This is a genomic window from Finegoldia sp. P3-F-LR, assembly GCF_052932165.1.
This window is the reverse complement of sequence record NZ_JBRFJE010000009.1, coordinates 1-22,274: the sequence shown is the minus strand read 5'-3', so window position 1 is coordinate 22,274 and position 22,274 is coordinate 1. Positions and strand designations below refer to the sequence as shown.

19 protein-coding genes, 1 tRNA gene and 1 other RNA gene are annotated in these 22,274 nt (G+C 33.0%); 14 read left to right on the top strand and 7 right to left on the bottom strand.

All coding sequences use genetic code 11. From position 1 onward, the window contains the following. Positions 1–4: 4 nt before the first annotated feature. A complete protein-coding gene (locus ACU68U_RS04800) occupies positions 5–2,194 on the bottom strand; it encodes an RNA degradosome polyphosphate kinase (RefSeq protein ID WP_154271936.1) in 2,190 nt (729 codons plus the stop codon). Position 2,195: 1 nt separating this feature from the next. Further along, positions 2,196–3,095, bottom strand: coding sequence for a Ppx/GppA phosphatase family protein (locus tag ACU68U_RS04795; RefSeq protein WP_446762839.1), 900 nt, complete (start codon positions 3,093–3,095; stop codon positions 2,196–2,198). A gap of 189 nt (positions 3,096–3,284) precedes the next feature. Here ACU68U_RS04795 and ACU68U_RS04790 point away from each other — a divergent pair, with 189 nt between their 5' ends. From ACU68U_RS04790 to ffs, 3 genes are all read left to right on the top strand, one after another. After that, the gene (locus tag ACU68U_RS04790) at positions 3,285–3,539 is read left to right on the top strand and encodes a GlsB/YeaQ/YmgE family stress response membrane protein (RefSeq protein ID WP_094206893.1); all 255 of its coding nucleotides are present in this window, start codon (positions 3,285–3,287) and stop codon (positions 3,537–3,539) included. A 170-nt stretch (positions 3,540–3,709) separates the two neighbouring features. Next, a tRNA-Ser gene (locus ACU68U_RS04785) sits at positions 3,710–3,800 on the top strand. Continuing rightward, an RNA gene (ffs, locus tag ACU68U_RS04780) (signal recognition particle sRNA large type) lies at positions 3,800–4,063 on the top strand. Before ACU68U_RS04785 ends, ffs begins: the two co-directional genes overlap by 1 nt. 253 nt (positions 4,064–4,316) lie before the next feature. Here the strand turns inward: ffs and ACU68U_RS04775 are convergent. After that, positions 4,317–5,708, bottom strand: coding sequence for an alanine/glycine:cation symporter family protein (locus ACU68U_RS04775; RefSeq protein WP_446762838.1), 1,392 nt, complete (start codon positions 5,706–5,708; stop codon positions 4,317–4,319). Positions 5,709–6,146: 438 nt separating this feature from the next. On the opposite strand from ACU68U_RS04775, the gene trxB reads away from it, so the two are divergent. Together trxB and grdA (ACU68U_RS04765) are read left to right on the top strand one after the other, a co-directional pair. Then, on the top strand, positions 6,147–7,079 hold the full coding sequence (gene trxB, locus ACU68U_RS04770; protein ID WP_446762837.1) for a thioredoxin-disulfide reductase: 933 nt from the start codon (positions 6,147–6,149) through the stop codon (positions 7,077–7,079). A 172-nt stretch (positions 7,080–7,251) separates the two neighbouring features. Continuing rightward, positions 7,252–7,728 carry a glycine/sarcosine/betaine reductase complex selenoprotein A gene (gene grdA, locus ACU68U_RS04765; protein WP_080545250.1) on the top strand — a complete coding sequence of 159 codons (477 nt, stop codon included), beginning with the start codon at positions 7,252–7,254 and terminating at the stop codon, positions 7,726–7,728. A 192-nt stretch (positions 7,729–7,920) separates the two neighbouring features. On the opposite strand, the gene ACU68U_RS04760 is transcribed toward grdA (ACU68U_RS04765), so the two are convergent. Together ACU68U_RS04760 and selA are read right to left on the bottom strand one after the other, a co-directional pair. Continuing rightward, a complete protein-coding gene (locus tag ACU68U_RS04760) occupies positions 7,921–9,054 on the bottom strand; it encodes a YkvI family membrane protein (RefSeq protein WP_094206888.1) in 1,134 nt (377 codons plus the stop codon). Between the two features lie 262 nt (positions 9,055–9,316). Then, the gene (selA, locus tag ACU68U_RS04755) at positions 9,317–10,705 is read right to left on the bottom strand and encodes an L-seryl-tRNA(Sec) selenium transferase (protein WP_154254473.1); all 1,389 of its coding nucleotides are present in this window, start codon (positions 10,703–10,705) and stop codon (positions 9,317–9,319) included. 330 nt (positions 10,706–11,035) lie between these two features. Between selA and ACU68U_RS04750 the strand changes: the two genes are divergently transcribed. The 7 genes from ACU68U_RS04750 (at position 11,036) to grdD (ending at position 17,752) form a co-directional block, all read left to right on the top strand. Continuing rightward, the gene (locus tag ACU68U_RS04750; RefSeq protein ID WP_094205388.1) at positions 11,036–11,410 is read left to right on the top strand and encodes a GrdX family protein; all 375 of its coding nucleotides are present in this window, start codon (positions 11,036–11,038) and stop codon (positions 11,408–11,410) included. Positions 11,411–11,431: 21 nt separating this feature from the next. Continuing rightward, entirely contained in the window at positions 11,432–11,752 is a 321-nt protein-coding gene (gene trxA, locus ACU68U_RS04745) for a thioredoxin TrxA (RefSeq protein WP_002835444.1), read from the top strand. A gap of 99 nt (positions 11,753–11,851) precedes the next feature. Continuing rightward, entirely contained in the window at positions 11,852–13,144 is a 1,293-nt protein-coding gene (locus ACU68U_RS04740; protein WP_094206886.1) for a glycine/sarcosine/betaine reductase component B subunit, read from the top strand. Between the two features lie 59 nt (positions 13,145–13,203). Beyond that, positions 13,204–13,680, top strand: a complete 477-nt coding sequence (grdA, locus tag ACU68U_RS04735; protein ID WP_080545251.1) for a glycine/sarcosine/betaine reductase complex selenoprotein A — start codon at positions 13,204–13,206, stop codon at positions 13,678–13,680. Positions 13,681–13,698: 18 nt separating this feature from the next. Further along, positions 13,699–15,009, top strand: a complete 1,311-nt coding sequence (gene grdB, locus ACU68U_RS04730; RefSeq protein WP_154271629.1) for a glycine reductase complex selenoprotein B — start codon at positions 13,699–13,701, stop codon at positions 15,007–15,009. A gap of 39 nt (positions 15,010–15,048) precedes the next feature. Further along, the gene (gene grdC, locus ACU68U_RS04725; RefSeq protein WP_154271630.1) at positions 15,049–16,596 is read left to right on the top strand and encodes a glycine/sarcosine/betaine reductase complex component C subunit beta; all 1,548 of its coding nucleotides are present in this window, start codon (positions 15,049–15,051) and stop codon (positions 16,594–16,596) included. Positions 16,597–16,606: 10 nt separating this feature from the next. Next, positions 16,607–17,752 carry a glycine/sarcosine/betaine reductase complex component C subunit alpha gene (gene grdD, locus ACU68U_RS04720; RefSeq protein ID WP_002835450.1) on the top strand — a complete coding sequence of 382 codons (1,146 nt, stop codon included), beginning with the start codon at positions 16,607–16,609 and terminating at the stop codon, positions 17,750–17,752. 158 nt (positions 17,753–17,910) lie between these two features. Here the strand turns inward: grdD and ACU68U_RS04715 are convergent, their stop codons facing one another. Together ACU68U_RS04715 and ACU68U_RS04710 are read right to left on the bottom strand one after the other, a co-directional pair. Further along, positions 17,911–18,783, bottom strand: coding sequence for a YitT family protein (locus ACU68U_RS04715; protein ID WP_154271631.1), 873 nt, complete (start codon positions 18,781–18,783; stop codon positions 17,911–17,913). Between the two features lie 102 nt (positions 18,784–18,885). Continuing rightward, positions 18,886–19,671, bottom strand: a complete 786-nt coding sequence (locus ACU68U_RS04710; RefSeq protein WP_446762836.1) for a PfkB family carbohydrate kinase — start codon at positions 19,669–19,671, stop codon at positions 18,886–18,888. Between the two features lie 146 nt (positions 19,672–19,817). On the opposite strand from ACU68U_RS04710, the gene murC reads away from it, so the two are divergent. Further along, entirely contained in the window at positions 19,818–21,203 is a 1,386-nt protein-coding gene (murC, locus tag ACU68U_RS04705) for a UDP-N-acetylmuramate--L-alanine ligase (RefSeq protein WP_446762835.1), read from the top strand. Position 21,204: 1 nt separating this feature from the next. Then, positions 21,205–22,143 carry a linear amide C-N hydrolase gene (locus tag ACU68U_RS04700; protein ID WP_446762834.1) on the top strand — a complete coding sequence of 313 codons (939 nt, stop codon included), beginning with the start codon at positions 21,205–21,207 and terminating at the stop codon, positions 22,141–22,143. Positions 22,144–22,274: the final 131 nt, after the last annotated feature.

Here is a 22,274-nt window from a genome sequence, read left to right as displayed (position 1 = left end):
TTTATTAATGTGTCAAGTTTTTGAAGAAATTCTTAATTTTATCGAATAAATTCATTCTTTTATTATCATTATTATCTTGAGTTATAGAATTACTAGATTTTGAATTAATAACTCTACTCTCATTGTTAAATTCTGATTTTTGTTTTTCAGCATTCTCTTTTGCAATTTCTATCAATACTTCTTGAGCATTTTTATTATCAGTATTTTCAACTTTTGAGTATGATTTATCAGGATTTAATTTTCTGATTTTAGTATCATCAGCAAACATAATATCCATGAAATTCAATATTCTGCTCTTAATAAAATCATCGTAAATTGGAACTGCAACTTCCACTCTTTTTCTAATATTTCTAGTCATAAAATCTGCTGATGAAATGTATACTTTGCAATTTTCAGCCTTACCAAATTGATAAATTCTATGATGTTCCAAAAATCTTCCTACTACTTGATAAACATTGATGTTCTCAGTTTTATCTTTTATACCTGGAACCAAACAACAAATTCCTCTCACCATCAAATCAATCTTTACTCCTTTGCAAGAAGCCTTGGAAAGTTTGTCTATTAATTTTCTGTCTGAAATTGAATTCATTTTGATTCTAATATAACCATCATCTGAAAACTTAGCCTTTTCAATTTGTTCATCGATTAATTTATCAAGTCCAACCTGCATAGAATGAGGGCTAACCATCAAATGTTTGTACTCACCATTCAAATTCCCTAACAAAAAATTATCGAAAAGCGCCTTAGCATCTGCACCAATTTCATGTCTAGTTGTCATATACGAAAAATCCGTGTATAGTTTCGCTGTTTTTTCGTTATAATTTCCTGTACCAATTTGTGTGATATACGAAATCTTGTCATCTTTAATTTTAGTAATCAAACAAACCTTAGAATGACACTTGTAATGGTCAAATCCGTAAATAATTCTACAACCAGCATTTTCTAATCTAGATGACCACAAAATATTATTTTCTTCATCAAATCTCGCTCTCAATTCCATAAGAACCACAACTTCCTTGCCATTTTCGGCAGCTTTTATAAGAGCTTTAGTGATTTCAGAATTTTTTGCCAATCTGTAAATTGTTATCTTAATTGAAACTACTGACTCATCTTCAGCAGCCTCATTCAAAAGTCTTATAAATGGATCGATGGATTCATAAGGAAACGAAAGGAACAAATCTTTATCGTAAACTTGCTCGATAACCGATTTTTCTTTTGATATCATCGAAGAATCTTGTGGAGAAAATTCTTCATACGTATATTTTTGAATTACATCCTTTGGCATATCGTATACCAAATCAAACAAAAATCCACATCTCATCGGACTTTTTGTCACAAACATACGATGTTCTGTCAAATTTAAGTTTTTCAACAAAAATTCTTTAGTTTCATCATTTGGAAATTCGTTAATTTCAAGTCTTACAGGTCTCAATCTTTTTCTGAGTTTTATCATCTTTTTCATATATGATCTGTAATCATCATCAAATTCCAAATCCTCGTCATCGTATTCGATGTCTGCATTTCTAGTTACAGACAAAATGTATTTTGACTCACATTCGTAATTATCAAATATTTCTTGACCAAACTCTCTGATAACATCTTCAATAAGTACAACTCTTGTGTCAGATAATTTTACATATCTTTTAATTTTATCTGGAACTTGAATCAATCCCATAAATTGTTTCTTACTCTTAGACTGAGAAGTCAATTGAAACAATACTACAATTGCCAAATTAGGAATTTGAGGGAATGGATGAACCCTGTCTACTATTTGAAAGCTAAGAATAGGGGCAATCGTAGAATTGAAATAATAATACAATATCCTTTTTTCTCTATCATTGAGTTCATCTATTTTACAAATATTTACATTTTCTTTTTGTAAATCTTGTTTTAAATCTTCATAAACAGAATCTTTTTTCTCATATAACTTTTTAGATTCATCCATAATACAATCTAATTGCTCTTGTGCATTCATCAATGATTTATTGTCTATAACCTTCTTTTTCATATCATTGATATCAGTAAGACTACCCACTCTAACCATGAAAAACTCTTCAAAGTTAGTATCAAATATTGAGAAAAACTTCAATCTTTCAAATAATTCCACGTTCTTTTCTGATGCTTCTTCAAGAACTCTTTCGTTAAATTTCAACCACGATAGTTCCCTATTTTGCGTAAACGAAATATCGTACATTTTATCCCCTTCCTAAAATTTTATTATAAACAAAACCTTCCCTAACTCCAGTCATGCTAATTCTAATAATATCGGCATAAAAATATTTAGAAATTCTATACAAAATAATCATTCCTGGAATTAATGTGTGAACCCTATCCGCCTTTACCTTTAAAATAAGTTTCATTTTTTCTCTATCAGGCATACTCATGAGTGTATTAATCAATTTTTTTAGTCCATCCATAGTAATAATCACATTACCAGACTCTTTGTCATAAATTTCATTGTATAATTTGAGACAAGCACGAGCAGTTCCTCCGACCGCACACAAGATATCGTGTTGTACTCTGTTGAGATTATTAGAAGCAAGCATTAATTTGATATCATCTTCTAACAGTTTCTTCTCATCATTTGTCATGAACAAATTTTTTGAAAAATTATCGAAAGCTACAAGCGATCCGATATTTAAACTTGAAGTTCTAACAACTTTTCCTTGTTCGAAAACTACTATTTCGCTACTTCCTCCTCCTATATCAGTAAGAATTCCACTTTTTGAATCAATTCCCGCACCTAAAAAAGACAACTTTGCTTCTTCTTCTCCGCTAATCAACTCAATATCAATTCCAACCTCTGTCCTTACCCTTTCAATTATTTCACGTCTGTTAGAAGAATTTCTAATTGACGCCGTAGCAATTGCAAAGGTTTTTGAAATATCTTCGAAATTTGATATTAAATTCTTGAATTCATTTAATGTATTGATTAGTTTTTGAATGCCGTGCTCATTCATGACTCCTTTTTCAATGAACGATGCTAAAGATGCTGTGGACTTTTGATTAAAAAGATTTTTGACAGAATCTTTAATCACCTTATATACTGATAATCTTATTGTATTTGAACCTATATCTATGACTGCATAAATCATTAATAACACCTCTTTATTTAATTTTACTATATATTATCTGTTTTTCTAAGTGTTTTACAATAAATTATCAAATTGTTTACGTTAATTTTACAATTTTCCCAATTATTTTTACAATCTATGTTTAGAATTGCAAAACCGAGGGTATAAATTAAACTGTAAGAGATTATGACCAATAAGGAGGTATTATATATGGGAATTTTATCATGGATTATAGTAGGAGCATTAGCAGGATGGATAGGATCTAAAATAACTGGTAATGATGCAAGCATGGGAGCAGGTGCTAACATTCTTTGCGGTATTGTCGGAGCTACAATCGGTGGCTGGATAATGAGTATTATCGGAAAAAGCGGAGTAAATGGATTTAATATTTACAGCATCCTAGTTGCAATTTTAGGTTCAGTAATATTATTATCTATTATTAATGCTATTAAAAAGAGAAAATAAATTGAATTTTATGTAGTATGTCAACTAAGGCATACTACTTTTTTGTTTCCTCTAATACGGTAATTATTATAATTATCTGCTTGATATTTTAAAATTCTTGTATTATTGTTAACTATGTAAAAATTTGACAAATGTTAATTATCATATTATAATTTAACAATACGATATCTGGAGAGTTGTCCGAGTTGGCCGAAGGAGCATGATTGGAAATCATGTAAACATTAACGTGTTTCAAGGGTTCAAATCCCTTACTCTCCGCCATGCACTAGATGGGGAATTAGCGATGCCCTGTAACCTGCAATCGCTACAGCAGGATCGAATTCCCGAGCGCGGGATTAAAAGTGTTGGTATGAACTTAAAAAGTGGTGTTGAGAAGTGGGTCTCACGCAACAGGAACCTGTGAACCTGGTCAGGATCGGAAGGTAGCAGCCATAAGCAGTTATTTCTGTGTGATGTGAGGGTGCCTATTTTGAGCTAACTATTAAGAATCGCCTCCGCTTTTTCTAACAGACTCGGGTGTGCTTACATATTTACCAGATTTATCTGGTAATTTTTTTTGCATTCTTTTAAATACAATTCACTTTTTAATTTTCTTGTTTAATTTTAAAATTTTGAATACTTACTTTTAAATTCCCATTTATTTTCTCATATTCCAGATCAAATTCTTATCATTTTACACAAAACAAACTACATTTATTCTTCAATAGAATTTTAGGAAAATAAAAAACACCACTTTCGTGATGTTTTTTATCTCTTATAAATAAATCTTGACTTATTTTATAATGAACCTTCTTTACCATTTGTTTCATAATGCAAGCTCATATTTTTTACGTGTTTATGAAGCATAATGATAGCGATAATGTTTGGTATAACCATTAATGAGTTTGTTAAGTCTGCTGTGTTCCATACTAAGTCTACTTCTTGTAAAGAACCTGCAATGATACATAACAATACTAAAATTCTGTATGGCCACAAACCTTTTTGACCGAATAAGAATCTGATGTTTGTTTCACCGAAGTAATACCATCCAACTATTGTAGTGAATGCGAAGAAGCCTAGTGCTACTGCTAGTAAAATTGTACCAGCTGGTCCAAAAGCTCTAGTGAAAGCTTCTTGAGTAACTAATGCACCGTTAAGACTTTTATCTGTCCAAGATTCTGTAACTAAAATCATTAATGCTGTTACTGTACAAATAACAATTGTATCGATGAATACACCTACCATAGCTGTGTAACCTTGTAATACAGGATGAGCTACGTGAGCTGTAGCGTGAGCGTGTGGTGTAGAACCCATACCAGCTTCGTTAGAGAACAATCCTCTACCAACACCTTTTGCTGCTGCTGCTTTTATAGTGATACCCATAGCACCACCTAGAGCTGCTTGTGGGTTGAAAGCTGCTTCAAATATAAGTTTGAAAGCTGGGATAATATGTTCATGGAATTTTACCATCATAATAATAGCTGCAACTATATAAATCAAAGCCATAATTGGAACTACTAATTGAGCAAAGTTTGCAATTCTCTTAATACCACCGATGAATACTCCACCAGCTAATACTGCAACTACAATACCTACAATAATAGGATTAAGTTTACCACCTGTAGCGGCTACAACACTTGTTGCAATTGAGTTTGATTGAACTATATTTCCTACGAATCCTAATGCTATTACAATTAAAATTGCAAATGCTGTTGACATTACTTTTGCTAATCCAGGATGAGTTGGTCCAATACCATTTTTAATGTAGTAAGCAGGACCTCCGACAAAGTTACCTTCATCGTCCTTTTCTCTAAATTTTTGTGCTAAAACTGCTTCGGCATAGATTGTAGCCATACCTAATATTGCTGCAAGCCACATCCAGAATATTGCACCTGGACCACCTGCCATGATTGCTGTTGCAACCCCTGCAACGTTTCCAGTACCTACTTGAGCTGCTATAGCTACCGCTAATGCTTGGAAAGAAGATACTCCTTCATCTTCAGATTTCTTTTCTTTTGAGAAAACTCCTCCAAAAGTTTGTTTAAATGCTGCGCCTAATTTTCTAAATTGAACGCCTTTTGAATAGATTGTATAGAATATACCGCAACCTAAAAGTGCAATCAATAAAATGTTGTTACTTAGAAAACTGTTGATGGCCACTATGGTATCGTTTAATGCTTTTTGATCCATAAAATTTCCTCCTTAAATTTTTTGAGATACTTGAAAACCTTTATTGTGATTATACTATGATACAACAAATCTTCTCTCAAATTTGCCTCTGTCAAGCATTTAAAATCTTATATCCTGGATTATTAAATAAATTAATGCTAATGCTTGACTAAGTAAATCTAACCAAATCACTTATGAAAATCTTTTCATATCTCTTACTATTATTATACTATGTTTTTAGTAAAATGCAATAACTTTACTAAAATTTTTATTATTTTACAGACATTTATTGTTTTATTGTAAACTAACTGCTATATTATGCTAATAGCTTAATTGTTACATTTTTGTTATAATTATTTTTTAACATTAACTAAACGCTTAATAGTGATTTTTTTGACCTTTTATGATATTATTATTTATAGAGTTCTTACTCAAAAGAAATTTAAGGAGTGAATTTACATGTATGATTTAATTATTATTGGTGCTGGCCCTGCTGGTTTATCAGCTGGTTTATACGCTGCACGTGCTAAAATGAACACATTGATAGTTGAAAAAGAAAAAACTGGTGGTCAAATTACTACTACTGATTCTATTGAAAACTATCCAGGTGGAATTGTTGGAGAATCTGGCCCAAGCTTAATCAAAAAAATGGCTGACCAAATCGACAACTTCGGTCTTGAAATTAGAAGAGCAGATGTTGTTGACGTTGATTTTTCTGACAAAGTAAAAAAACTTACATTAAAAAACGGAGATGTATTAGAAGCAAAATCTGTTATTATAGCTACTGGTGCTGCTCCAAGAAAATTAGGATGCCCTGGTGAAAAAGAATTCACTGGTAAAGGTGTATCTTACTGTGCAACTTGTGATGCAGATTTCTTTACCGACCTAGAAGTATTCGTTGTTGGTAGTGGTAACTCTGCAGTTGAAGAAGCTACTTACTTAACAAAATTTGCTAGAATAGTTACTCTTTTAGTTAGAGGCGATCACTTAAAATGTGATAAGACTGCTGAAGACGAAGCAAAAGCTTGCGATAACTTATCTATGAGATTCAACACTTCTATTAAAGAAATCAAAGGTGAAGGAATCTTGGAATCAATCGTTATGGTTGACAAAGAATCAGGTAACGAAGAAGAATACCACTGTGACGAAGATGACGGAACTATGGGTGTATTCGTATTCGTAGGTACAATCCCTTACTCTGATGTATTCAAAGGTAAAATCGAATTAGATGATTACGGATATGTTTTAGCTGACGAAGAAATGCACACTAACGTTGAAGGCGTTTATGTAGCTGGTGATGTTAGACAAAAAACTCTACGTCAAGTAGTTACAGCTGCTGCAGACGGCGCTATCGCTGCCACTCAAGCTGAAAAATACGTAGATAAATTCTAAATTTCATTTATTGAGATTTTCTATAAAAGAATTGCAGATTTCCGCTGTGAAATTTGCAATTTTTTTTTATTATGATATTATAATGATGTCAACGAACGATAGGCGTTCGATTGTGGTAATTTCATTCTTATTAGAATGAAAAATATATTTTAAAATACAGAAAGGATGTATTATGGGTTTTTTAGAAAATAAAAAAGTTATAATCATTGGAGACCGTGATGGAATTCCAGGTCTTGCAATTGAAACATGTGTAAACACAGTAGAAAATACAGAAGTAATTTTCTCAAGTACTGAATGCTTTGTCTGAACTAGCGCAGGAGCTATGGACTTAGAAAACCAAAAGAGAGTTAAAGACTTCGCTGAACAATACGGAGCTGAAAACGTAGTGGTTCTTCTAGGTGCCGCAGAAGCTGAAGCTGCAGGTCTTGCAGCTGAAACAGTAACAGCAGGTGACCCAACATTCGCAGGCCCATTAGCAGGCGTTGAACTTGGATTGTTAGTTTACCATGTTGTTGAAGAAGAATGTAAAGAACAATTCGATGCTGACGTTTATGATGAACAAGTTGGTATGATGGAAATGGTTCTTGACGTTGATGAAATCGCTGAAGAAATGAACGATATCAGAAGCGATTATTGTAAATTTTTATAAAATCTAACATTTCACTTAAAGTGAATATTCTTCTTATTATTATTTAAAAAGAAAACAGCCTTTAATTAGGCTGTTTTTTTGTTAGATATTCGATTTTTACAATAAATTATTTTGTTATTAATTTATCTGATTAATAGTAAATTTTTATAAATAAACTCATTAAAAAGTCAGCGATACAAATCGCCGACTAATTTAATCTTCAAATTCAATATTATTTCTTTGTGCTGCTTCCATTCTTTGTTTTTTAGCTTTTCCAGTTGCACTTCTAATTATCATCCATGCTAATAGAACCATTCCTATATATCCATTAACAACGTAAACGATGTTTACTAATGAGTCAAACTTCAAAGTCAATCCAATGATTGCCCCAACAATACCAGCTATTAAAGTAAATAATTTGTATTTCTTAGTTCCTTCATCAAAGAATCTTCCTGTTACAGTCCATAACAAAGGAACAGATGTTGTAAATATACCCAACATTATAAATATAGAGAATATTGTTGCAAGAACTGGATGAATTTTACCGGCTAAAACCAATACCGGAATTTGTGAATCGTACAAATCAGGAATTGATAATATGATTGCTATACTCATTATGAATATTGCAACTGAAAATCCAGTAGAACCTATGAAAACACCAGCTTCAGCATCTTTTAAGCTTTTTGCAGTGTTTCCAACTTCTGCCAAGAACGCAACTAGCCATATCATATTGAACCCTACATATGATCCAGCTGCTAGGAAGAAGTTCTTACTAGCTACTTTAATTTCTCCACTGTTAACTAATTTTTCTATAAGATCAAGACTTGATTGTAAATTACCCATATTCATGAATATAGAAATTAACCCTATTACTATTGCCATTATCGCAATAACTGGTCCAATCTTACCAATAACATCTACAATCTTACCTAGTCCAAGCATTACGACTAAAATAACAACCGCAGCCATAATAGCTCCACCTACATATTTCGGTGCATTAAAGTGTTGAACAGCTGTCGCTTGTGCACCGGCAATCATTACTGTATAAGATAAAAAAATAAAAAATACCGCGTAGTAATCTACGATAGTTCCTATCTTATTTCCACACATTAATTTGTAAATTTGGTTTGGTTTTTCAAATTTTGAATAATAACCGTCGTTTAAGAATGATAATCCTGCAAACGTAAACAAACCAAAACAAATCATAATTCCTATAAGTCCATATAGTCTATATGAAGAAAAGAATTGTAAAATTTCTTGGCCCGTTGCAAATCCAGATCCTATAAGTAATGCGATAAACGCTCCAGCATAGGTGATTACCTGACCTATGTTATACTTTTTTTTCATAATTTACCTCCTATTGATTTTTCTTCTGATTGACATTATTTAATGTGTATCGTTTTCCAAAAAATGCAAAGAGTTAAATATTATTAACTTAAAAATTTTACATTAAAACAATAAACAATAAAAAAACAAGGATCAAATCCTTTTTAGTCATTATAACATATTAATTCTAACTTTGTAAATATTTTCCTACATTTTTTCTAAATTTTTTGTTCAAATAGTCAAAAATCCCGAATTAAAAATCCGGGATTTTCCTCAGAGTTCTCTACGATAAATTAGATTTTATTACATTTACAATTCTTTCAAAATCTTTTTCAAAAACACACCTTAAATCCATGAAGAATGTATCATCATGAACAGTTCCAATAATATGTTCATCAGATAGTCTAAGTCTACGTTCAAATTCTGATACTTTCATTTTTGGTCTAATGGCAATAGAATACGAATTTAGTTTGTCTAATGGGTATGCCCCACCTCCAACTTCGCTTTGAGATTCCACAATTTCCATATTCAAATCTACTTCTTTTTCTATCATAGATTTAAGTTTTTCTGCTTTTTTGAGAATTTCTTCTTTTGGCATGGATATCATCTTCAATGTCGGGATATTTGCAATTGCCTTTTCATCATCTAAGTAGAATTTTAGAGTTTCTTCCAAAGCACCTAGTGTAAACTTATCAACTCTGAACGCTCTTAATAATTGATTTTTCTTAATTTTAGATATCAATTCTTTCTTTCCAACAATAATTCCTGCTTGAGGTCCACCTAAAATCTTGTCGCCAGAGAATGATACCAAATCAATTCCTTCATTAATACAATCCTTCACAGTTCTTTCATAACTAAGCCCAAACTTTGACAAATCTATCAACGAACCTGAACCCAAATCTTCTATTAAATGTATGCCTTTCTCATCACACAAATCTCTCAATTCATCTCCACTTACACTTTCGCTAAATCCTACTACAGAATAATTGGAAGTATGAACTTTCATTATAAGAGCAGTTTCTTCATTAATATTATCTTCATAATCATATAAATGTGTTTTGTTAGTTGAACCAACTTCTACTAATTTTGCACCAGATTTTTCCATAATTGAAGATATTCTAAAAGATCCTCCGACTTCAACTAGTTCTCCTCTACTTATAATAGCTTGTTTATTTTGAGCTAAAGTATTTAAGGCAAGAAAAACAGCCGCCGCATTATTATTTACAACTACAGCATCCTCTGCTTTTGTGATTCTTTTTAAAAGTTCTACAGCATGAACATATCTGGAGCCTCTTTTTCCTTCATCTAAGTCGTACTCTAAGTTAGAATAATTCCCTGCGATTTTACACAAATTATCAACTACTTTTTCATTTAATAATGATCTACCAAGATTTGTATGTAAAATAACTCCTGTAGCATTTATTACTGGTTTCAATGATGGAGAAAAATTTTTGTCCATCAGTTCAAATGCCTTATCAATAACATCTTTGTTATAAAAATCAAACTCTTCTTTATTTAATATTCTATTTCTAAAAAATTCTATGGATTCTCTCACAGAATCTTTAATTAAACTTTCAGGATATTCTTCATAAGCCTTTAAAATTTCTTCCGATTCTAAAATTTCTGAAACTTGAGGAAGTTTCTTGAACATTTCTTGTAAATTAGCTCCCATTTTTTTGTCCTCCATTTTCTTCTATATATTATATACGTATTTGACATTAACTTATGAGTAAATTATAATATAAGAGCAGAGAATTGTCTATCATATAGCGATTGGAAGATCGTAATCGCTTTTTAAATCAGAATAGAATTCGAATTTTTTATTTACGTTTTAATGTTTTGGTTTTAACAAATTAAATTTCATTTGATAAAGTAATTTGTGATTTTTTATGAGCGGTTATTATGATTTTCTATATATGATTACATTTGAGTGATTTTGTTATATAATAATATTGAGCTAGAAAATAGCTTATAACGAATCAAAAGACAGGTAGGGTAAAAGATGTTATTAATCACAAACAATGAATTTTTTAAAGATGCTATCAAAAGGAATGATGTAACAGTTGAATACATTGATATCGACTACATCGGAATTTTGAAAAAAGCTCGCGATTTAATTCATCAAAATTATCGCCTAGTCACTCACCCACTTTATGGATCAGTAAAACCAAACGAAACTGTTTTTAGATCTGTTATTTTGGAAAAGGGTGACAAATTTGATACTGATTCTTTGATGATGATTGAAGAATCTATCAACACTGCAACTAAGTTTATGAATATTTCTAAACCAAAGCGTTGGCCGCCCGAAATCTTAGATGATTTCAGGGTTGTCGATTTCGACATCATTAGTCAGACTTTGGATAGAATATTAATATAAAAATTTTAGGAGGCATTTGAAATGTTAGAATTAGACAAGAAAACTTTTGAACCAGAAGTATTAGAAGCTGAAGGATTAGTATTCGTAGACTTCTGGAGTGACGGATGTGAACCATGTAAGGCACTTATGCCAGGCGTTCATGAATTAGCTGAAAAATACGGTGACAAAATTAAATTCTGTTCACTAAACATTACTTCAGCTAGAAGAGTTGCTATCAAACAACAAGTATTAGGATTACCAACTATGTTAATGTACAAAGACGGTCAAAAAATTGATGAAATCAATAAAGATGACGCTAATTTGGAAAACATAGAAGCAATGATCCAAAAACACTACAACTAATCTAAAACTAGATTAAAGTAGAAGTAAATTAGTTAAAAACTCATTAGGGGTCACTCCCCTATTGAGTTTAAATAAAAAATTATTATAGGAGGTTAAGATATGCGTCTTGAATTAGGTAAGATTTTTATTAAAGACATCATCTTTGATGAAGGTGAGTCAAGAATCGAAGACCACATTTTGTATCTTAATAAGAAAGAATTAGCAGATGTATCAGGTGTAGCTGATGATGAACACTTAGAATCAATTGATTTTGATATCGCTCATCCAGGCGAAAGCACTCGTATAACACCAGTTAAGGATGTTAACGAACCAAGAGTTAAAGTTGAAGGTGGAGAAGTATTCCCAGGAATTTTAAACAAAGTTGATCCTGTTGGTTCAGGTAAAACTATCGCTCTTAAAGACATTGCTGTTGTTACAACAGGTAAAATCGTAGGATTCCAAGAAGGTATCATCGATATGTCAGGTTTAGGTGCTGAATACACTCCATTCTCTAAGACAGTTAACTTAGTAGTAACTATCGAACCAGTTGAAGGTGTTAAACAACACAATCACGAAGCTGGCGTTAGAATGGCTGGTTTAAGAATCACTGATTTCATCGGTAGATTAGCAAAAGATTTAGAAGCAGATGAATGGGAAACATTCGAAACTCTTCCAATCTTAGAACAAGTTAAACAATATCCAGAATTACCAAAAGTTGTATATGTTTACATGTTACAAACTCAAGGTTTATTACACGACACTTATGTTTATGGAGTTGACGCTAAGAAAATTATTCCAACTTTCTTATACCCAACTGAAATCATGGACGGAGCAATTTGTTCAGGTAACTGTGTAAGTGCTTGTGACAAAAACCCAACTTACGTTCACTTAAACAATGGTGTAATCAGAGAATTATACAAAGAACACGGTAAATCAATCAACTTCTTAGGAGTTGTAATTACTAACGAAAATGTATACTTGATGGATAAGATCAGACACTCTGACATGACTGCAAAACTTTGTGAATTCTTAGGAGCTGACGCTGCTATCGTATCACAAGAAGGTTTCGGTAACCCAGATACTGACTTAATCATGAACTGTAAGAAGATTGAAGGCAAAGGAATCCAAACTGTTATCATCACTGATGAATATGCAGGACGTGACGGTGCTTCTCAATCATTAGCAGATGCTGACCCAGCTGCAAACGCAGTAGTAACTGGTGGTAATGCTAACCAATTCATCACTTTACCAAAGATGGACAAAGTAATTGGTCATATCCAATTCGTTGACACTATCGCAGGTGGATCTGATGGAGCATTAAAAGATGACGGTACTATCGAAGTAGAAATCCAAGCAATTACTGGTGCTACTAACGAAACTGGATTCAACAGATTAACAGCAAAAACTTATTAATTAATATAAAAAAGATTTATTCAAAACTAAATAAAATATAAACTTAAGAAAGGATAATTATGGGATTTTTAGAAAATAAAAAAGTTATCATAATTGGAGACCGTGATGGAATTCCAGGTCTTGCAATTGAAACATGTGTAAACACAGTTCCTAACACAGAAGTAATTTTCTCATCTACAGAATGTTTCGTCTGAACTAGTGCAGGAGCTATGGACTTAGAAAACCAAAAGAGAGTTAAAGACTTCGCTGAACAATACGGAGCTGAAAACGTAGTGGTTCTTCTAGGTGCCGCAGAAGCTGAAGCTGCAGGTCTTGCAGCTGAAACAGTAACAGCAGGTGACCCAACATTCGCAGGCCCATTAGCAGGCGTTGAACTTGGATTGTTAGTTTACCATGTTGTTGAAGAAGAATGTAAAGAACAATTCGATGCTGACGTTTATGATGAACAAGTTGGTATGATGGAAATGGTTCTTGACGTTGATGAAATCGCTGAAGAAATGAACGATATCAGAAGCGATTATTGTAAATTTTTATAAAGAAAGGAAGTAAGCTTAATGGATAAAATTAAAGTTGTTCATTATATAAACCAATTCTTCGCTGGTATTGGTGGAGAAGAAAAAGCTGATATAAAACCATTTATAGCAGAACAATTACCTCCTATCTCTGCTCAATTAGCTAAAGCATTGGGAGAAGATTTTGAAGTAGTTAGAACTGTAGTATGTGGTGACTCATATTTCGGTGAAAATATGGAATCTGCTCAAAAAGAAGTATTGGGAATGATCAAAGAAGCTAACCCAGACTTCGTAGTAACTGGTCCTGCATTCAACGCTGGTAGATACGGTGTTGCTGCTGGTACAATGGCTAAAGCAGTTAAAGATGAATTAAATATTCCTGTATTAACAGGTATGTATCCTGAAAACCCAGGTGCAGATATGTACAAAAAGGACGTTTATATCGTAGAAACTAAGAATAGTGCCGCTGGTATGAGAGACGCTATGAAGAAAATCGGTAAATTAGGTCCTAAGGTTGCTAAGGGAGAAGAAATTGGCGCTCCTAAAGAAGAAGGATATATTGAAAGAGGAGTTCGTGTTAACTTCTTCTCAGACAAAATCGGTTCTCAAAGAGCTGTTGAAATGCTTATTAAGAAAATTAATGGCGAAGAATTCGAAACAGAATATCCAATGCCTGCATTCGACAGAGTTGAACCTGGTAAAGCTATCAAAGATTTATCAAAAGCAAGAATCGCTCTTGTAACTTCTGGTGGTACAGTTCCAAAAGGAAACCCAGATCACATCGAATCATCTTCAGCAACTAAATACGGTTCTTATGATTTCTCAGGAATCAATGATTTGACAGATGAAAACTCTGAAACAGCTCACGGTGGATACGACCCAGTATACGCTAATGAAGATGGCGACAGAGTATTACCAATCGATGTTATGAGAGAATTAGAAAAAGAAGGCGTTATTGGTTCATTACACGAAACTTGGTATTCAACTGTAGGTAATGGTACTGCCGTTGCTAACGCTGATGCTTTTGGTACAGAAATTGGTGAAAAATTATTAGCTGACAATGTAGACGCAGTTGTTCTTACTAGTACCTGAGGTACTTGTACACGTTGCGGTGCAACGATGGTAAAAGCAATTGAACGTACAGGACTTCCTGTTGTTCATATTTGTACAGTTACTCCTATCTCATTAACAGTAGGTGCTAACAGAATTGTCCCAGCTATTGCTATTCCTCACCCATTAGGAAACCCAGCATTAACTAAAGAAGAAGAATATAGTCTTCGTAAAAAGATTGTTATGAAAGCATTAAACGCTTTAACTACAGAGGTAGAAGATCAAACAGTTTTTGAAGACTAATTCAAATATAAATAAATAATAAAGGAGAATAGTTAACAGATGAATTTTCCAGTATTAAAGGGAGCTGGCTATGTATTAGTCAACACTCCTGATATGATTATCCAAAATGGATCAACATGTCAAACTGAAAGAGTAGTAAACCCAGATTCTGAATTCTTAAAAGAAGTTGGAAAACACATTAGAAGTTTTGATGAGGTAGTAAAATATCTTCCTAACCAAGTTTATATAGGAAATGTTTCTCCTCAAGAACTTGAAAATTACGAAATGCCATTTACTGATCACTCTTACGAAGAAGGTAAGGCTGATGGTAAAATGGGTAAAATCGTAAAACAAGACGTATTCATCGCATTATTACAAATGTCTGATGCATTCGACTTAGTAAAACTTTCTGAAGAATTCGTAAACGAAATCAAACCAGTTATCGAAGAAGAATATCCTATTTTAGAACCATATTTTGGTCACCTAAAAGGATCTGATATTTCAAATGCTCAAGAATTATTCGACACTCACATGGCAGAAGCTTTATACCATGACGGAAAAGTATGTGGTTATATCAAAGCAGCACATGATATCGACGTAAACTTAAGCGCTCACACAATGTTCGAAAACTTAGTAGTAAAAGCTTCAGGTGTACTAGCAGCTGTAGAATTAGTTACTAAGAATGACATTAACAGAGATGATATAGATTATGTAATCGAATGTTCAGAAGAAGCCTGCGGAGACGTTAACCAAAGAGGTGGCGGTAACTTCGCTAAATCTATCGCTGAAATCGTAGGATTACAAAATGCAACAGGCTCTGATACAAGAGGATTCTGTGCAGCTCCTATTCACTCATTAATCGAAGCAAGTGCTTTAGTTAAATCTGGTGTTTATAAAAATGTTATGGTAGTAGCAGGTGGTTCAACTGCTAAATTAGGTATGAACGCTAAAGACCACGTTAAAAAGGGCTTCCCAGTTCTTGAAGACGTAGTTGGTGGATTTGCAATTTTAATCTCAGAAAATGATGGTGTTCACCCAGTATTAAGAACTGACATCGTAGGACGTCACACAGTTAAGACTGGTTCTTCACCACAAGCAGTTATCTCAAGCTTAGTATCTCATTCATTAGAAGAAAATGGATTAAAGATTACTGATGTAGATAAATACTCTGTAGAAATGCAAAACCCAGATATCACTAAACCTGCTGGTGCTGGAAATGTTCCTGAAGCTAACTATAAGATGATCGCTGCCCTTGCTGTTAAACAAGGAGACTTAGACAGAAAAGAATTAGCTAATTTCATTAAAGAAAAAGGCTTAGTAGGTTGGGCTCCAACACAAGGACACATCCCATCAGGTATTCCTTATGCAGGACATGCTATTAAAGACTTAACTGAAGGAGATTACAACAGAGTAATGTTCGTTGGTAAAGGTAGTTTGTTCCTAGGTAGAATGACTAACTTATTTGATGGTGTATCTATCGTTATGGAAAGAAATGATGGTAAAATGGAAGATGAATCATCAGTTTCATCTGAATCAGAAAAGGATCAAATTAAGAAAGTAATCGCAGAATCCATGAGAAAACTAGCTGAAAATCTTTTAGCAGAATAGAGGTGTAGACATGGATAATAAAAAAATTTCCGAAGTATTTCTTGAAATATCTGAAGCTATCGAAAGCGGAAAATTTGGTAAGAAAGTAAAAATCGGTCTTACTACTTTAGGTAGTGAACACGGTGTTGAAAACATGAAAAAAGCTATTGAATTAGCTGATTCTGATCTTTTTGAAGTAGTTGTTATCGGTGAAAAAGTTGATGACGAACATGAAACTTATGAAGTTGACAACGATGAAGATATGTACAAAAAGATGGAAGAATTACTTGACAGTGGCGAAATTCAAGCCTGTGTAACTCTTCACTACAACTTCCCTATCGGTGTTTCAACAGTTGGTAGAGTAATCACTCCTGGTACTGGCAAAGAAATGTTCTTAGCTACTACTACAGGAACTAGTGATACAGAAAGAACAAAAGCTATGGTAAGAAATGCAGTTGCAGGTGTTATCGCAGCTAAATCTTGTGGTATCGCAAAACCAACAGTTGGTATTTTGAATATCGATGGTGCTAGACAAGTAGAAAAAGCTTTGAAACACTTCAAAGACAACGGATTTGATATCGAATTTGCTGAAAGCCAAAGAGCTGATGGTGGTATCGTAATGAGAGGTAATGACCTTCTTATGGGAAGCTGTGATGTAATGGTAACTGATTCATTAACAGGTAACTTATTAATGAAGATGTTCGGTTCATTCACATCAGGTGGTAACTACGAAACTACTGGTTTTGGATATGGTCCTGGTATCGGTGAAGGCTACGAAAGAAACATATTTATAGTATCTCGTGCTTCAGGTGCTCCTGTAGTTGCAAATGCTTTAAAATATGCTTACCAAACAGTAGCTGGTGGAATTGATAACAATAAAAAATCTATCTATAAACAAGCTGAAAAGGCTGACTTCAAAGGCATCTTAGATTCTTTAACTAAGAAAGAAGCTCCAAAGGAATCTTCTGAAGAAGTTAAAATGCCAGACAAAGAAGTTGTATCTGCAACAATCTCAGGAATTGATATTCTTGAAATTGAAGATGCTGTTCAAGCTTTATGGAAAGAAAATATATACGCTGAAAGCGGTATGGGCTGCACTGGTCCAATCGTTCAAGTGTCTGATGCAAACTTAGATAAAGCATCACAAATACTAAAACAAAATGGTTATATAGAATAATTCTATAGGCTTTTAAAAAGATGTGTGATTTTTCACACATCTTTTTTTTGAGCTATTTTAATATTTTTCTCAATTTTTCCCTACTCTTCTTCCCCACTAAAAAAACCTCAGATTAAAAGTTTAATCAAACTAATAATCTAAGGTTGTCTTTAATTAAATTACTCTATTATATTTCTCCATCTCCAACCGTATGTTTCACTTGCATTACAAACAATAACGAAAGCTAATGGATCTATTTCTTGGATGTATTTCTTTAGCATAATAAAATCTCTGTTGCTTACAACTGTTTGAACGATTTCTTTTTCCATTCCAGAATAAGCACCCTTTGCTGTGTATATATTAGCAGATCTTGTAAGATTGTCTACTAAGAACTTGCTTACTTCATCAGGCTTTGATGTGGTAATCGTGCAAAGTTTTGATGTATTCATACCATTGATGGTAAAATCTATTATTAAGCCATTAAGTACAGTACCTACAAGTGAGTATATAGCTATTTCTGTTCCGTAGGCATACCATGCTGATAATGTTATAAGGAAATCCACCATCAAACATCCTTTACCCAACTCAATTCCCAAGTATTTATTCAATATCTTAGCGAATATGTCAGAGCCGCCAGTTGATGCGTAGTTATTAAGTACAATTCCTACTCCTGTTCCGTAGATCATTACTGCTGCAATAAGTTGAATCATTTTTCCTTCAAACAATGGTTTGTCCATAGGAAATAAAATATCCAAAATCCACACCAATAAACTAAGTCCCAAAGAACATATTATAGTTTTAAGTCCAAATGCCTTACCAAGCATGATAAATCCTACAATAAATAAAACCGTGTTGATGATAATCAAAATTGGACCCGTTGAAATAGGAACGAAATTACCTATTACAATTGCCATACCAGCTGCCCCACCTAATGACAATTTATTTGGTGCTAAGAAAAAATGAATTCCCAATGCAATAAGAATGACACCAACTGCCATCATAATCACGCTTTTTCTTTTATTTCTCTTTTCTAAAGCGTCTAAATCAATCATATTATCCCCCTAGTATTTTTTTGCAATAATATTATAACAATTGAATATACAATTTACAACGATATATTCATTAATTTCTAATAATTATTTGATAATTCTAAATTACAAGATATCTATAAATCTTTCTATTGGTAGTCCACGAGCCTTGTCCTTAATATCCAAGGAAAGTTTCAGTAGTTCAGTCGTTTTTAAACTAGCATACTTTGCTGACTCAAATATTGATTTATTTTCTGAATATTGACTTATGAATAATGCTGAGAACAAATCCCCTGTTCCCGCATAAGATGTGTCGATGTATTCATAATATATTTTATCTGATACAAAATTCTCATCCATACAGAAAACAAAATGTTCATTATTTTCTTCTACACTTGTAATGACGGCGTATTTTGCACCCATTTGGATAAGTTTTTCTGCCACATCATTAATCGGTTCATTCATCTTACAAGTAATCATTCTAGCTTCTGTTTCGTTTGGAATAATTACTGTAGCTATATCTATAAGTTTTCTGAAATTTTCAATATTGTCATCGTCCAATCCATTATAAAGTTTTCCATTATCTGCCATAATTGGATCAACAATAACATCTGGTGAGTTTTTTTGTTTTTTTATGAATTTTTTAATTATGTCCACTTGTTTTAAGCTGTATAAAAATCCTGTAGCTATTAAATCGAAACTAAAATCCAATTCTTCCCATACTTTTGTAGCTTGTTTCATGTATTCTGTCGTATCTAATATAGCAAATTTGCCATAATCCAAAGTGTTACTCACAACAGCTGTTGGCAAATTAAAAACGCTTTTACCTTTGTTGCTTAGCACAGGAATCATACAACTAAGAGCGACTCTCCCATATCCTGGCATATCGTTGATTAGTAATATATCTTTCATGTTTTCTCCTCCATCTAATTATAACACTAAAACCACATTTGTATATCAAATAAATCTTAATGTTTTTGTAGATTTTTAGGCTCTTAAAAGCTCAATATTTCTCAATTTTTTGTGATATAATAACAGTTGGAAATAAGGAGGGGCTTATGTTCAATTTTAATATAGAAGAGCACAAATTTAAATATATACATTTTATTGGAATCGGTGGAATATCAATGAGTGGTATCGCTGAGTTATTAAACCACTACGGATACAAAGTTTCTGGAAGTGATAGAGAAGAATCTGACGAAACTAATAGACTAAAAAGTCTAGGAGTTGAAATATTTATCGGACAAAAAAGAGAAAATATCAAAAATCCTGACTTAATTGTATACACTGATGCAATCTTAGACGACAACGAAGAATTAGTTGCTGCAAGAGAACTTGGAGTAGATGTTGTAAGCAGGGGTGTCTTCCTTGGAGCACTAATGAGAAATTACAAATACTCCATAGGAGTTAGTGGATCTCATGGCAAATCAACTACAACTTCAATGATTGCGAAAATATTAATTGATGCAAAAGTTGATCCGTCTATACTTTTAGGTGGAAAATTAGACGAAATTCAAGGCAATGTTCACTGTGGAAATAGTGAATACATGCTTACAGAAGCTTGTGAATACAAAGCAAATATTCTCAATTACTATCCTTCAATGGCTATTATTTTGAATATCGATGAAGACCACTTGGATTACTATAAGGATTTGAACCACATTGTTGCAACATTCATTGGCTACATGAAAAACTTGGACGAAAATTCCAAAGCTATTATAAACATAGACGATCCAAACTGTGAACCTCTATTATCTCACATCAAAGGAGAAATCATAACATTTGGTATAGAAAATGAAAAGGCTGATTACAACGTCCACGATATAACTTTTAATGAAAATGGCAATCCTACATTTGTAATTTCATCTAAAAAGTTTGACAAAGACGAAGAATTCTCACTTTCTATAATTGGACGTCATAACATATACGATGCAGTGGCTGCGATTATCGCATGTTACGAATTCCACATCGATATCGATACAATAAGAAAAAATATGAAGGAATACCAAAATCTTCATAGAAGAATGGAAACTGTAGGATTTTACAAAGGTTGTGAAATAAAGACCGATTACGGCCATCACCCTACTGAAATCAAAAATACGTTGAAAGCATTAGATGAGCACAAAAAGGGCAAATTCTACTGCGTATTCCAACCCCATACTTACTCAAGAACTAAGATGCTATTGGATGATTTTGCCAATGCATTCTACGATTGTGATGAAGTCATTGTAACAGAAATTTACGCTGCAAGGGAAAAATTCGACAACAGCATTCATTCTACAGATTTGGTCGAAAAACTAGTTAAAAATGGCGTGAATGCAAAATACTACAAAACTTTTGAAGAAGCACGTGATTATCTTCGTTCTAAAGTTTCAGACAATGACATGGTATTGACTACTGGTTGTGGAAACCCTGATGTACTTGCGAAGATGATAGTCGAATAATATGTGTACAACAATTATTGTAGATTATCCACAAGGCTCTGTGATGGCACGTACTCTTGATTTTGAAGTTCCTTTGGAATACAACATGATTTATATTCCAAGAGGATTTCATTATGCTGATGATTTGTATCACAAACCAATGCGTTCAAAATATAAAATGATGGGAATGTGTTTTAGAAATCTGTACCCAATCAAAGATGGTGTAAATGAACACGGACTGTGCGGTTGTACTAATATGTTTATCGCAAATAATTTGTTTAGCAATCATCCAGTTGAAGGGAAAATAAACACAAATTCACTAGATTTCATGAATTTTGCACTTGGAAATTACAAAACAGTTGAAGAATTGTTAAATGATTTGGACAATATTCACCTAGCTAACAAAGATGTTGATGGAAATTCTGTGATATGCCCTGATTTCCACTTTATGTTTGTGGACAGAACAGGTGATTCAACAGTTTTAGAATACAAAAATCACAAATTAGTCCCATGTGGAGACAATCCTAAAGTAATGACTAATTCACCAAAATATTCTTCACACGTTAAAAGATATGAAAAATCCGTCGGTGATTTGTCCAAGTTTAATCAGATAAAAGATTTGACAGGAGCCTATGACCCTGTCAGTAGATTCATCAGAGCAAAATACATCCTGTCAACTCACAAGAAATCTAATAATGTAAACGAAGCATACTCATCAGCATTTAGTATCTTAGAGCCTCTAAAAATCACTGAGGGCTTCTTTAGGAACGATTCACATGATTACTATACATTTACTAGGTATATAAGTGCTTTCGACACACAGACCGCTTCTATGGCCGTTAGAACACATTCTAATACCCAAACTTATTTGATAGATTTTGATGATATACCAGATGAAAATGAAATATACTCATACTATTTTGAAAACAAATTAGAATTTAAGAGAATTCAAAAAGGATAGGCAATGACCTGAACCCCAAAATCCGGAATACGGATGGAGGGGTTTTTGTATGCCAAAATACACAAAAGAATTTAAAATAAAATTAGTACTAGAATACTTATCAGGTGAATCAGGAGGACTTAAATCAATAG

Coding starts and splice junctions, on each gene's coding strand:
- ACU68U_RS04750 (WP_094205388.1), top strand. CDS start 11,036: ATGTTATTAATCACAAACAATGAATTTTTTAAAGATGCTATCAAAAGG.
- ACU68U_RS04795 (WP_446762839.1), bottom strand. CDS start 3,095: ATGATTTATGCAGTCATAGATATAGGTTCAAATACAATAAGATTATCA.
- selA (WP_154254473.1), bottom strand. CDS start 10,705: ATGGGAGCTAATTTACAAGAAATGTTCAAGAAACTTCCTCAAGTTTCA.
- trxA (WP_002835444.1), top strand. CDS start 11,432: ATGTTAGAATTAGACAAGAAAACTTTTGAACCAGAAGTATTAGAAGCT.
- ACU68U_RS04790 (WP_094206893.1), top strand. CDS start 3,285: ATGGGAATTTTATCATGGATTATAGTAGGAGCATTAGCAGGATGGATA.
- ACU68U_RS04800 (WP_154271936.1), bottom strand. CDS start 2,194: ATGTACGATATTTCGTTTACGCAAAATAGGGAACTATCGTGGTTGAAA.
- ACU68U_RS04700 (WP_446762834.1), top strand. CDS start 21,205: ATGTGTACAACAATTATTGTAGATTATCCACAAGGCTCTGTGATGGCA.
- trxB (WP_446762837.1), top strand. CDS start 6,147: ATGTATGATTTAATTATTATTGGTGCTGGCCCTGCTGGTTTATCAGCT.
- ACU68U_RS04775 (WP_446762838.1), bottom strand. CDS start 5,708: ATGGATCAAAAAGCATTAAACGATACCATAGTGGCCATCAACAGTTTT.
- grdC (WP_154271630.1), top strand. CDS start 15,049: ATGAATTTTCCAGTATTAAAGGGAGCTGGCTATGTATTAGTCAACACT.
- murC (WP_446762835.1), top strand. CDS start 19,818: ATGTTCAATTTTAATATAGAAGAGCACAAATTTAAATATATACATTTT.
- ACU68U_RS04760 (WP_094206888.1), bottom strand. CDS start 9,054: ATGAAAAAAAAGTATAACATAGGTCAGGTAATCACCTATGCTGGAGCG.
- ACU68U_RS04715 (WP_154271631.1), bottom strand. CDS start 18,783: ATGATTGATTTAGACGCTTTAGAAAAGAGAAATAAAAGAAAAAGCGTG.
- grdD (WP_002835450.1), top strand. CDS start 16,607: ATGGATAATAAAAAAATTTCCGAAGTATTTCTTGAAATATCTGAAGCT.
- ACU68U_RS04710 (WP_446762836.1), bottom strand. CDS start 19,671: ATGAAAGATATATTACTAATCAACGATATGCCAGGATATGGGAGAGTC.
- ACU68U_RS04740 (WP_094206886.1), top strand. CDS start 11,852: ATGCGTCTTGAATTAGGTAAGATTTTTATTAAAGACATCATCTTTGAT.